The 11,480-nt window shown below is 74.5% G+C and carries 10 protein-coding genes; 4 read left to right on the forward strand and 6 right to left on the reverse strand.

What is annotated here, in order from left to right; all coding sequences use genetic code 11:
- Window positions 1-7 precede the first annotated feature (7 nt).
- Window positions 8-379 (reverse strand): membrane protein insertion efficiency factor YidD, encoded by a 372-nt coding sequence (yidD, locus tag TPA0908_RS30650; RefSeq protein WP_281944185.1) that lies wholly within the window; start codon window positions 377-379, stop codon window positions 8-10.
- 127 nt (window positions 380-506) lie between these two features.
- Between yidD and TPA0908_RS30655 the strand changes: the two genes are divergently transcribed.
- Window positions 507-1,367 carry an AraC family transcriptional regulator gene (locus tag TPA0908_RS30655; RefSeq protein ID WP_281943884.1) on the forward strand — a complete coding sequence of 287 codons (861 nt, stop codon included), beginning with the start codon at window positions 507-509 and terminating at the stop codon, window positions 1,365-1,367.
- Here the strand turns inward: TPA0908_RS30655 and TPA0908_RS30660 are convergent.
- Window positions 1,364-2,644 (reverse strand): phosphotransferase family protein, encoded by a 1,281-nt coding sequence (locus TPA0908_RS30660; RefSeq protein ID WP_281943886.1) that lies wholly within the window; start codon window positions 2,642-2,644, stop codon window positions 1,364-1,366. The genes TPA0908_RS30655 and TPA0908_RS30660 overlap by 4 nt on opposite strands.
- 108 nt (window positions 2,645-2,752) lie before the next feature.
- On the opposite strand from TPA0908_RS30660, the gene TPA0908_RS30665 reads away from it, so the two are divergent.
- Window positions 2,753-3,346: a hypothetical protein gene (locus tag TPA0908_RS30665; protein ID WP_281943888.1), complete on the forward strand. Its 594-nt coding sequence runs from the start codon at window positions 2,753-2,755 to the stop codon at window positions 3,344-3,346.
- 21 nt (window positions 3,347-3,367) lie between these two features.
- On the opposite strand, the gene TPA0908_RS30670 is transcribed toward TPA0908_RS30665, so the two are convergent.
- Window positions 3,368-4,525: a hypothetical protein gene (locus TPA0908_RS30670; protein WP_281943890.1), complete on the reverse strand. Its 1,158-nt coding sequence runs from the start codon at window positions 4,523-4,525 to the stop codon at window positions 3,368-3,370.
- A gap of 210 nt (window positions 4,526-4,735) precedes the next feature.
- Between TPA0908_RS30670 and TPA0908_RS30675 the strand changes: the two genes are divergently transcribed.
- Both TPA0908_RS30675 and TPA0908_RS30680 read left to right on the forward strand, forming a co-directional pair.
- Entirely contained in the window at window positions 4,736-6,277 is a 1,542-nt protein-coding gene (locus tag TPA0908_RS30675) for a gluconokinase (protein WP_281943892.1), read from the forward strand.
- Between the two features lie 22 nt (window positions 6,278-6,299).
- Entirely contained in the window at window positions 6,300-7,817 is a 1,518-nt protein-coding gene (locus TPA0908_RS30680; protein WP_281943894.1) for a GntP family permease, read from the forward strand.
- A gap of 191 nt (window positions 7,818-8,008) precedes the next feature.
- On the opposite strand, the gene TPA0908_RS30685 is transcribed toward TPA0908_RS30680, so the two are convergent.
- Genes TPA0908_RS30685 through TPA0908_RS30695 form a run of 3 tightly spaced genes read right to left on the reverse strand, consistent with a single transcriptional unit; the run spans window position 8,009 to window position 11,402 of the window.
- Complete coding sequence (locus TPA0908_RS30685; protein WP_281943896.1) at window positions 8,009-8,293, reverse strand: putative quinol monooxygenase; 285 nt, start codon at window positions 8,291-8,293, stop codon at window positions 8,009-8,011.
- 27 nt (window positions 8,294-8,320) lie between these two features.
- Window positions 8,321-9,079 carry a MerR family transcriptional regulator gene (locus TPA0908_RS30690; protein ID WP_281943898.1) on the reverse strand — a complete coding sequence of 253 codons (759 nt, stop codon included), beginning with the start codon at window positions 9,077-9,079 and terminating at the stop codon, window positions 8,321-8,323.
- Window positions 9,080-9,134: 55 nt separating this feature from the next.
- Window positions 9,135-11,402, reverse strand: a complete 2,268-nt coding sequence (locus TPA0908_RS30695; RefSeq protein WP_281943900.1) for a putative bifunctional diguanylate cyclase/phosphodiesterase — start codon at window positions 11,400-11,402, stop codon at window positions 9,135-9,137.
- Between the last annotated feature and the right edge of the window lie 78 nt (window positions 11,403-11,480).

The raw sequence follows: 11,480 nt of genomic DNA on the forward strand, positions 1-11,480 counted from the left end.
CCGACGGTCAGCGCAGCGGGTCGTGGGTGCCGCGCGGCACGTCGGGGCGGCACCGGCGGACCCGGTCGGCGGCCATCCGGCCACCCACCGCGAGGCCGTGCCGTTCCACCGCGGCCAGCCCGTACGCGCTGCACGTCGGCGTGTAACGGCAGGTCCCCGGCCAGCGGTGCGACAGCCAGCGTCGGTAGCCGAGGATGGCAGCCCGGCCGGCCCGGTCCACGGCCGGCGTCCGCACCAGGCCGGCGGTCACCGAGCCGAGGGTGAGCAGTGTCGAGAAGAGCCCCAGGTCGCAGCAGCCCGGGCCGTCACAGTCGAGCAGATCGCAGTCGCAGTCGCACCAGTCCCGGTGCTTTTTCTTCTTGTGGTGTCGCTTCCGCATGATCACGACGTCATGATGCGACACCCCCGCCAGTGGCGGCTCAGCCGACCGGGACGGGGTCGGTGCGGTCGGGTCCACCGGCAGCCGGAACCATGGCGTCGAGGGCGAACCCAGGAGGGAGCATCCGGTGCTGGATCGGCTCAACCAGGCCATGGACCACCTCGAACAACGGCTCGACCAGCCGCTCGACGTGGCCGCGCTGGCCCGCGTCGCCTGCACGTCGGAGCACCACTTCCGGCGGCTCTTCTCGGCGCTGGCCGGGATGCCGCTGTCGGAGTACGTGCGCCGTCGCCGGCTCACGCTGGCCGGCGCCGACGTGCTCGCCGACCGGGAGTCGCTGCTCGACGTGGCGATCCGGTGGGGCTACGGGTCGAACGAGGCGTTCGCCCGCGCGTTCCGGTCCGTGCACGGCGTCGGCCCGGCGCAGGCACGGCGCACCGGTGCGGTGCTGCGGTCCCAGCCCCGGATGTCGTTCCGGCTCGTCGTCGAAGGAAGCAGCAGCATGGACTACCGGATCGTGGCCAAGGGCGCCTGCCACCTCGCCGGCCGGAAGGCCCGGGTGCCGCTGGTCCACGAGGGGATGAACCCGCACATCGTGGCGTTCGTCAAGAGCGTGGACCCGGACACCGTACGCCGGATCGAGGCGCTGTCCGACCAGGAGCCGGGCGGCATCGTCAACGTCAGCGACGACCTGGCCGGGTCGCGCGCGGAGGGCACCGAGCTGGACTACTGGCACGCGGTGGTGACCGGCGGCCCGGTGCCGGCGGACCTGGACACCCTGCCGGTGGCGGCCGGCGACTGGGCGGTCTTCCGCAGCTCCGGCGCGTTCCCGCAGGCGTTGCAGCACCTCTGGCGGGACGTGTTCACCCAGTGGTTCCCGTCCAACCCGTACGAGATCCGCCCCGGGCCGGAGATCTCCCGGGTGCGGATCGCCGAGGGCGGCGGCACCGCCGACGCGGAGTTGTGGATCCCGGTGCGCCGGGTCTAGCGGCGCGCCTCGGCGGCGGCCCGCGCCAACGCGGCCGGCACGTCGAGTGCGTGGTAGGGGTGCTCGCTCGGCTCGATGCCGGCGAGGAACATCGCGTACGCGGCGGCCAGCCGCAGCGGCGCGACCGGCCGGAGCAGGTCGACCGCCCGGTGCGGGTCGCAACCGGGCGCGTCGGCCCGCCACCGGTCGGCCCACGCGTCGATCAGCCGGGCGACGGCCGGCGCGGCCAGGCCCTCGGCCAGACGCAGGACGTCGAACGCGGGATGGCCGACGAACGCGTCCGCCCAGTCGAGGACGACGCGCCGGGTGCCGTCGCCGCGGACGTTGCCGGGGTGCAGGTCACCGTGCACGAGCGTGTCGGGCAGCCCGCAGTCGCGAACCTGCCGTAGCCGCTCGTCGAGCCCGTCGAGCAGTTCCGCGGCGGCCGACACGTCGTGCCCCGCCAGCCACCTCCGGATCCACCCACCCAGCCGCACCCCGCGAAGGTCGGGTACGCCGTCCGCGACCAGCCGACCCGCCGCCCCCACGGCTCGCACCTGCACCGCGTGGTGCGCCGCCGCGATGCCGGCCAGTTCCGCCTCCCCGGCCCCGTACCGGTCCTCCCCCCGCACGTCCTCCACCAGCACCCGCCCCTCCCCACCCACCGCCAGCACCCCCGGCCCGACCCCGGCGTCGTCGACCAAGGAGTTCGCGTCTCCGTCGAGCTCTCCGGCGACGCGAACTCCCTGATCGGCCGGGGAGGTGAGGGAGGCGGGGAGCGGGAGGGTGGTCAGCCAGGTCAGGACGGCGGGTTCGTGGTGGGCGAATGGGGGGAGTTGTTTCAGCCACGCCGGGCCCGGTGGGGTGTCCAGGCGCCAGATCGCGGAGAGGTTCCAGGTGCGCTGCTGCGCCACGGCGGTCACCGGGCGACCGAGGCGGCGCAGCTCGTCGGTGGCCCAGGCCACGCTGCGGGCCGGGCCGCCGGGCTCCGCCCACGGCTGGTGCAGCGGGTGCGGTGCGAGGTCCACCGCGACCGGCTCCAGGGGCATGACGGGCGCCGCGACGGCGGCCGAGGCCCCGGTGAGCTGGGCCAGGTAGCGGACGTGGCCGCCGGGTGGGTGCGGGCGGTCGGCGTCGAGCAGCCGCAGTACGGCCACGTCGACGCCGTGCCGGTGGCGGACGCCGTCGACGATCGACGCGACCTGCTGCCACCACGGGTCCGGCACGCCGAACGGAGGCAGCGCGCCGAGCGGCCGACCGGCGGCGTCGACCAGGACCACTGTCACGGTGCGGGACACGGCCGGACGCTAACCGAGCACCCCTACGGGAGGCGAGCGGATTGATCCGGGAGCGCTGCGGGGCGGCTCCCGGATGTCCCGGCGACGGGCGGCGGACACGCTGGGGCAATGAGCCTTCTCGATTCCCGGACTCCTCCCGCGTACCGCTGGTTGCGGCCGGTCGCGGTGACCGCCGCGTTGCTGCTGCTCGGCTACGGGCTGCTGCGCCTGCTCGACCGCCTGGACGGGCACAGCGACAAGGGCGCCTGGGCGTGGAACACCGGGCACACCCTGTTCCTGTTCGGCGTGCTCGGGTTCGCCGCGCTGATCGTCGGGTTGCACGGCCTGCTGCGTACCCCGTCGGGCCGGCTGCGGACGCTCGACGACGTGGCCGCGCTGGCCGGCCTGGTCGGTGCCGCCGCCTTCGTCTGGGTGATCCTCGGTGACCTGTTCCCACGCTTCGCCGACGCGGTGGACACCCCCGGAGTGGTGCTCGTCGGCGGGCCGGCGCTGTTCGAGGTGGGTCTGCTGGTGCTGCTCTACCGCGCGGCGGCGGCGCGGCTGCTGCCGGTGTGGGCGCCGGTGCTGGTGCTGGTCGGGTTCGTGGCGATCGCGGTGAACCTGGACCTGCTGCCGGTCGGTGCCGCGCTGGTCCTGGCCGGCCTGCTGCCGCTGCGCGCCCGGGGTGTTAACCGGGGGCCCCGCCTATACCGGAAGCGTTAACAGGGGGCCCCTCCTTACACCTCAGCTGCGGAAGGTGCGGCGCGGGCCGCGGTGGTCGGCGCACGCGTCGCGCTGGCCGCCGGTCCGGCTGATCGTGCCGTCCCGGCACTGGACCAGCCAGCCCCGACCGGACCAGAACCCGGGTACGCACTCGAACCAGTCGCAGACGCCGGCGGCCGGCCTGCGGATCCGGTTGCCGCCGCAGAAGTCGTACCCGAAGGGGTTCACCGGGGCGCCGCAGCGCCGCTCGGTGGCCGGCTGCGGGACGGCGTCGCGCGGCGCCGCGGGTCGGGTGCGGCGCGGTTCCGGGTCGGCGCTGGGCCGGACCTGGACGGCGGGGGCGACGACCGGTGGCGCGGGCGTGCCGGTGGCCGCCGGGGTGGCGGCGGCGGCGCGCTCCGACCCGGCCCGGGTGGGCGGGTTGGACTCGACGAGCATCGCCGGCACGGCCAACGCGAGCGCCGCGCCCACCGCGACGGTCCGCCGGCCGCCGGGCACCAGCGCGGAGGGCCGGGCCTGGCCCGGGGTGAGCACGGCCGGGCGCTGCGGGCGGGACTCCGCGTGCTCGTCGAGCAGTGCGTCCAGCTCGGCGACGACCGCGGCGCGCTGCTCGATCGCGTCGGCGAAGGCCAGCGTGAGCGTGAACCGGAAGTCGGCCGCCGCGCCGGTGGGCAGCAGCAGCCCCGAGGTACGCCGCCGGTCCAGCACCTGGATCAGGGTGACCGGCGCGGCCGGGTCGTGGGACAGCCCGGTCATCCGGCCGTACACCCAGTCGCGCCGCCCGCGCCCGCCGAGCAGCACCAGCCGCCGGTTGGTGAGCACGGCCAGCCCGGCGTCGACCACCCGCACCCCCTCGGGGCGGCGCGGGCGCAGCACCGCCGGGTCGGGGTCGACGGTCAGCTCGGGGGCCGGCAGCACGGCGGTGTGCCGCACCTCGACCAGTTGCGCGGCCGGCAGCGTCCAGAAGACCACCTCGCCGGGGGCCAGCTCCATCGGCAGGCCCACGCCGGCCCGCACCGAGCCATGAAAGGAAACCGCGAGGGTACGCAGGCGACGCAGCTCGTCGTCGCGGCGTCGCCACGCCTCGTCGGCCGCGCGGAAGGCCCGCTGCCGCCGTTCGTTCTGCCGGTGTGCCCACCGGTAACGCCATGTGGAACCCGTCGAATCAGTCATCGCCACGCCGACTCCTCCGCCGCGCGAGCCCACCAACCGGGGTGTCACTGGTAACAACGGGCGGGCAGGGGCGCGAAGACACGCGAAAGTCGCTAATTAGTCCGTTTGGTTGATTGACGGCCACTCCGCTTCGCCATGCGGGCCGGTGGGCACGTCGGTAACGTCAGCCGCAGGGCGGGGCGTCCGCGGCCCCCGGCGGCGAGTGGAGGTGCACCGGTGGGCGACCCGGCCGTCGTGGTGGGTGTGGACATCGGCACCACCAGCAGCAAGGCGGTCGCGTTCGACACCGACGGCCGGCAGTTGGCCAGTCACTCGATCGGCTACCCGCTGGAGGAGCCGCACCCGGGCTGGGCCGAGCAGGACCCGGACCTCATCTACCAGGCCGTGCTCGGCGTGATCCGCGCGGTCGTCGACGAGTTGGGCCGGCCGGTCGCCGGCCTGTCGTTCAGCACCGCGATGCACAGCCTGATCGGGCTGGACGCTGACGGCAACCCGCTGACCGCGTCGATCACCTGGGCCGACTCCCGGGCCAGCGCGCAGGCCGAACGGCTGCGGGCCGTGCCGTCCGGGCTGGCCCTGCACCGGCGCACCGGCACGCCGGTGCACCCGATGGCGCCGCTGCCCAAGCTGGTCTGGTTCGCCGAGCAGGAGCCGAAGCTGCACGAGCGGGTGTCGCACTGGGTCGGCATCAAGGATCTCGTCCTGCGGCGGCTCGCCGAGGCGCTGGTCACCGACCACTCGGTCGCCTCCGCCACCGGCCTGATGGACATCCACCGGCTGGCCTGGGACACCGAGGCGCTGCGCGTCGCCGGCATCACCGAGGAGCAGCTCCCCCAGCTCGTCCCCACCACGCACGTGCTGCCCGGGCTGACCGCCGAGGCCGCCCGGGCCACCGGCCTGCCGGCGGACACCCCGCTCGTGGTGGGCGCCGGCGACGGCCCGCTGGCCAACCTCGGGCTCGGCGCGGTCCGCCCCGGTGTGGTGGCCTGCTCGATCGGCACCAGCGGCGCGATGCGGGTGATGGTGGAACGCCCCGGCGTGGACCCGCTGGGCGGCGTCTTCTGCTACGCGCTGACCGAGGACCGCTGGGTGGTCGGCGGCGCGATCAACAACGGCGGGATCGTGCTCCAGTGGGCCCACGACGCGCTCGCCCCGGAGCTGGGCGAGCACGCCGAGAAGGAACTGCTCGGCCTGGCCGCCCAGGCGCCGGTCGGCTCCGGCGGGCTGATCATGCTGCCGTACCTGCTCAGCGAGCGGGCGCCGCACTGGAGCGCGCTGCCGCGCGGCGCGTACGTCGGGTTGACCCACGGCCACGGCCGCGCCCACCTGGTGCGGGCCGCGCTGGAGGGGGTCTGCCAGCAGCTCGCGCTGGTCCTGGCGTCGGTCCGCGCGGCCGGCAACGAGGTCCGCGAGGTACGCGCCAGCGGCGGCTTCGCGCGCAGCCCGCTGTGGCGGCAGATCCTGGCCGACGCGTTGGGCATGCCGGTGCGCTTCCCGGCCGGGCACGAGGGTTCCGGGTTCGGCGCCGCACTGCTCGGCATGCAGGCGCTCGGCCTGATTCCCTCGGTCGAGGTCGCCGCCGACCTGGTCCGGATCGAGGAGACGGTCCGCCCCGACCCCGCCGCCGCCGCCACGTACGCGGCACTGCTCCCGCTCTTCTCCGAGCTGTACGACGCGCTCGTGCCGACGTTCGCGTCGCTGCGACGGCTGGCCCCGAGCCTGCCGCCGGAGCCACCACCCACCGCCCCACCCCGATGACCGAACAGAGGTCGTGATAGCCGTGGTCACACTGCTCGCCGCACCGGCGGAACCACTCACGAACGCCGGCAACACCCAACTCGTCGTCGCCGCGCTGCTCGGCATCGCGGCGGTGGTCGTGCTCATCGCCTGGGGCAAGGTGCACCCGTTCCTGGCGCTGATCCTCGGCGCGGCGGTGCTGGGCGTGGTCGCCGGCGTCTCCGCCGACAAGATCGTCACCTCGTTCAGCGGCGGCGTCGGCTCCACGGTCGGCGGCGTCGGTCTGTTGATCGCGCTCGGCGCGATGATCGGCGGCATGCTGGCCGAGTCGGGCGGGGCGGACAGCATCGTCGAACGGGTGGTGGGCCGGGTCTCCGGTGGCGCGCTGCCCTGGGCGATGGCCGGGGTCGCCGCGCTGATCGGCCTGCCGCTGTTCTTCGAGGTCGGCGTGGTGCTGCTGGTGCCGATCGTGCTGCTGGTCTCGCGCCGGGTCGACGTGCCGCTGATGAAGATCGGCATCCCGGCGCTGGCCGGCCTGTCGGTGCTGCACGGCCTGGTGCCGCCGCACCCGGGCCCGCTGGTCGCGATCGACGCGCTCGGCGCCAACCTCGGCCAGACGCTCGCGTTCGGCCTGCTGGTGGCGATCCCCACGGTGATCATCGCCGGCCCGGTGTTCGGCAACTTCATCTCCCGGTACGTGCCGGCCACCGCGCCGGAGGCGCTGCTGCCCACCCGGCGCGACCTGGCGGTCGCCGGGGACCGCAGCCCCACCCGTCCCGGCGACGGGCGGGCCGACGCCGACGGCGACCTCGTCACCGAGGACGACCTGGTCAACCCCGGCACCGGTCGTCCCGGCGCGTCGATCGACGAGCCGGCCGGGCCGCGGTCCCGGCGCACGCCGGCGCTCTGGGCCGCCGTGGTCACCGTGCTGCTGCCGGTGGCGCTCATGCTGCTGCGCGCCATCGGCGAGCTGACCCTCGACGAGGACACCGCCGGCCGCAAGGCGCTGGACATCGCCGGCACCCCGATCGTCGCGCTGCTCGCCGGCGTCATCTTCGCCATGGTCTTCCTGGGCTACCGGAACGGCTTCAGCCGTACCCAGGTCTCGGGTTTCCTGGGTGGCTCGCTGCCGGCGATCGCCGGCATCCTGCTGATCGTCGCCGCCGGCGGCGGCTTCAAGCAGGTGCTGGTGGACGCCGGCGTGGGCAACCTGGTCGCGGACGCCGCCACCGGCGCCAACCTGTCGCCGCTGCTGCTCGGCTGGCTGGTCGCGGTCGGCATCCGGGTCGCCACCGGCTCGGCCACGGTCGCCACCATCACCGCCGCCGGCATCGTCGCCCCGCTGGCCGCCACGCTCCAGGGCCCCGAGGTGGCGCTGCTGGCGCTGGCGATCGGCTGCGGGTCGCTGTTCTTCTCACACGTCAACGACGCCGGCTTCTGGCTGGTGAAGGAGTACTTCGGGCTGACCGTCGGGCAGACCATCAAGAGCTGGTCGGTGATGGAGACCATCATCTCGGTGGTCGGCTTCCTCGGCGTCCTCCTGCTCGACGTCTTCGTCTAGCCCCCGGCTGCCGGGCTGCCCGGCTGCGACGAACGAGGATGCTCTCACACCGCCTACGAACTTGATGGCGTGAATGGGTCAACCAGGGCGCGGCCAACAGCAGCCGCCGTGCTGACCCATCCGTGCCATCAAGTTCGTAGGCGACCCGTGGGCACTGTTCGCCCCAGGCCAGCCAGGGCCACGAGCCCTACTCAGGGCGCCTCGACGCCGGAGATGCGGAACTTGTGCACCTCGGCGCCGAGGATCGCCGTCACCTGCGCCGCGTCCGGCCCGGAACCACGGAACGCGAGCAACTGCTCGTCGGACTCCCACCGCTCGTACACGTTGATCCGGCCCGGCTCGACCAGGTCGGCGCTGACCGCGAAGTCGACGCAGCCGGGTGCGGCGCGGGCCGCGCGGACGGCCTCCGCGCAGGACGCCAGGTAGGCGTCCCGCCGGGCCGGATCGACGTAGAGGGTGCCGGCGACGATGAACATCCGGCCATCGTGCCATCCGGGGCGGGCTCAGGCCCGGCTGATCGCGTTGGCGTGGATGGCCTCGTTCAGGTAGGCGGCCATCCCGGGCCGGATCGTCTCGAAGTACGCGGTGAACCGGGGGTCGGCCACGTACATGTCGGCCAGCCCGGTGTGGATCTCGTACGAGCAGTCGTACCACCACTCGGTGATGAGCTGGCGGTGCTCCTCGGCCAGCGCCATCGCCTCCGGGCCGTCGGCCGACGCGCCCGAGTCCATCAGCGCGGCGAACCGCCGCCCCCAGTCCTCGTTCACCGCCTTGTTGCGCAGCCAGTCCTCCTTCGAGTAGCGGCTGGCCCGCTGCTGCGACTGCCGGTACGCCTCGGTGTCACCCCACCGCTGCTCCACCTCTTCGGCGTGCTCGTCCGGGTCGAAGTCCCCGAACACCTCGAACCGCTCCTCCGGCGTCAATCGGATCTCCAACTTCCTCGCCTCCATCGCGCGCTCGATCGCCGCGACCATTTCCTGGAGCTTGCCGATCCGCCCGGAGAGCAGCTCGTGCTGCCGGCGCAGGTGCGCCGCCGGGTCGGCGTCCGGGTCGTCCAGGATCGCGGCGATCTCGTCAAGCGGGAACCCCAGCTCGCGGTAGTAGCGGATGAGCTGGAGGCGGTCCAGGTCGCGGTCCTCGTAACGGCGGTAGCCCGCCGGGGTCCGCCCGCTCGGCCGCAGCAGCCCGATCTCGTCGTAGTGGTGCAGCGTGCGGACCGTCACCCGGGCCGCCCGCGCCACCTGACCCACCGTGTACGCCATGGGTTCCCTCCCTTCCGCGACCAAGGCTCCCGCCTCCCGCAGCGTGAGGGTCAAGTCACCCGCTGATTCTCTCGTGCGCCAACGTGGGGAGCAGGTCCGGCAGGGCGCTCGGACGGCCGTACCGCCAGCCCTGGCCCTGCCGGCAGCCGATCGCGGTGACCGCCGCGTGCTGGGCGCCGGTCTCCACCCCCTCCGCCACCACCGCCAGGTCGAACGCGCCGGCCAGCCGGTTGACCATCTCCACCGTGGCGTACGCGCGGGAGTCGCCGGCGCCCAGCCGGGCCACGAAGGATCGATCGATCTTCAGTTCGGTGGCCGGGATCCGGTGCAGGTAGCTCAACGACGAGTAGCCGGTCCCGAAGTCGTCGATGGCGATGCGGATGCCGAGGTCGCGTAGCTGGGCCAGCCGGTCGAGCACCGCCTCGCTGCCCTCGATCAGCGCCGACTCGGTGAGTTCCAGGGTGAGCGCGCGCGGCGGCAGCCCGGCCGCGCCCATCGCGCCGGTGACCGTGGCGATCAGGTCCGGCCGGCAGAGGTGGGCGGCGGCGATGTTGACCGCGACGGTCACCTCGGGGGCCCGCTCCCGCCAGGTCGCGGCGGCCCGGCACGCCTCGTGGATCACCCAGCGGTCGATGGCCAGGATCAGCCCGGTCTCCTCGGCCAGCGGCAGGAACCGCGCCGGGGTGAGCACGCCGAGCCGGGGATGCCGCCAGCGGACCAGCGCCTCGGCGCTGCGCACCGTGCCGGTGGCCAGGTCGACGATGGGCTGGAACTCCATCAGCAACTGACCCTCGTCGACCGCGCGGCGCAGGTCGGCGATCAGCTCGGCCCGGCTCACCGCCGACTCGCGCAGCTCCGGCGTGCACGTGCGCCAGGCGGACTTGCCGGCCGCCTTCGCCGCGTACATGGCGATGTCGGCGTCGCGCAGCAGGTCGGTGTGCGAGCTGTGTTGCGGGCCGTACTCGGCGATGCCGATGCTGGCCGACGGGTGGACGCCGAGGTCCTCCTCGCCGGGCAGCGGTTCGAGCGCGGCGAGCAGCCGCACGGCGAGCCGCTCGGGGGCCACCGGGCGGTCCCCGGCGACAAGCACCGCGAACTCGTCGCCACCGAGCCGGGCGACCATCCCGTCCGGGCCGGTCGCGTCCCGCATGCGCGCCGCGGTGGTGGTGAGCAGGCGGTCCCCGGCGGCGTGCCCGAACCGGTCGTTGACCTGCTTGAAGCCGTCCAGGTCGAGCAGCACCACGGCGACCGGCCCACCCGCCCGCAGCGCGCGGCGCAGTCGCCGGATGAAGGTCAGCCGGTTGGGCAGGCCGGTGAGCTGGTCGGAGTAGGCCAGCCGGCGCAGCCGGGCGACCAGCCGCAGGTTCTCGTTCGCGGCCAGCCCCTGCCGCAGCGCCAGCACCCCGAGCAGCGCCATCATGCCGACGAAGACCAGGTGCGGGGTCTGCCCGGACACCATCACCGCGACGATCGCGCCGCCCACCGGCAGGTACGGCAGCGCGACCCGCCACCACGGCGGCAGCGGCGACTCGCCGGCGTCGTCCTCCCGGTCACCGCCGCCCGGCGCCGGACAGCGGGTGGCCAGGCCGACCAGCAGGTAGCTCAGCGGCCAGCAGACGTCGACCGGGTGCCCGGGGGCGTAGCTGCCGTGCGCGACGAGGGAGACGTAGACCGCGTCGGCGCCGGCCCGGATCGCCAGGCCCGCGCCGATCAGGGTGAGCGCCCGCCACATCGGCCGGCCCGGCCCGGCGACCGCCACCAGGATGGTGAGCTGCATCAGGTCGAACATCGGGTAGAGCAGCCCGAACGTACGCAGCGGGTCGGACAGGTCGGCGGCGGCGAGGTCGCGGAACACCACCACCCAGCCGATCGGGATCAGGGCCAGCCCGACGATCACGCCGTCGAGCAGCGTGCGGGCCTGCCCGATGAGGCTGCTTCCGCCGGCCCGGGAGCAGAGCAGCGCGGCGGTGCCGGTGACGATGCCGGCGGTGAAGAGCCCGCCGACCAGCGGCGTGTGCGGCAGGTCGATCCCGCTGAGCCGCTCGACCGTCCACACCGTACGGCCGAGCGCGGCGAGGGCCATGGTGGTCGCGAGCAGCAACCAGAACCGCCGCAGCGGGACCGGGTGCCGGCGGGCCGCGCCGACGCAGAGCACCGCCGCCCAGCTCGACACCGCCATCGCGCCGAGGTCGCTGACCAGCGCCGCGCCGGGCAGGGCGGCGACCAGCCAGATCATCTCCCCGAGTACGACGACGGCGGCCGCGACGAGTCCGACACGGCCGGCGAGCGGGTGACGGGCCGGCGCCGCGGCGGCGAGGCTCACGTCGTGCGGGGGGACAACGATGCGCTCCGGCTCTCTTCCAGACGTGCGCCCTCGGTGATGAGGACCGGACGGCGGACG

This window comes from Micromonospora sp. AKA38 (genome assembly GCF_027925725.1).
Classification (GTDB): Bacteria; Actinomycetota; Actinomycetes; order Mycobacteriales; family Micromonosporaceae; genus Micromonospora.

Bases quoted from the DNA above. Each gene is read 5' to 3' on its own strand.
- TPA0908_RS30665 (WP_281943888.1), top strand. From the start codon at position 2,753: ATGAGCCTTCTCGATTCCCGGACTCCTCCCGCGTACCGCTGGTTGCGG.
- TPA0908_RS30685 (WP_281943896.1), bottom strand. From the start codon at position 8,293: ATGTTCATCGTCGCCGGCACCCTCTACGTCGATCCGGCCCGGCGGGAC.
- TPA0908_RS30690 (WP_281943898.1), bottom strand. From the start codon at position 9,079: ATGGCGTACACGGTGGGTCAGGTGGCGCGGGCGGCCCGGGTGACGGTC.
- yidD (WP_281944185.1), bottom strand. From the start codon at position 379: ATGCGGAAGCGACACCACAAGAAGAAAAAGCACCGGGACTGGTGCGAC.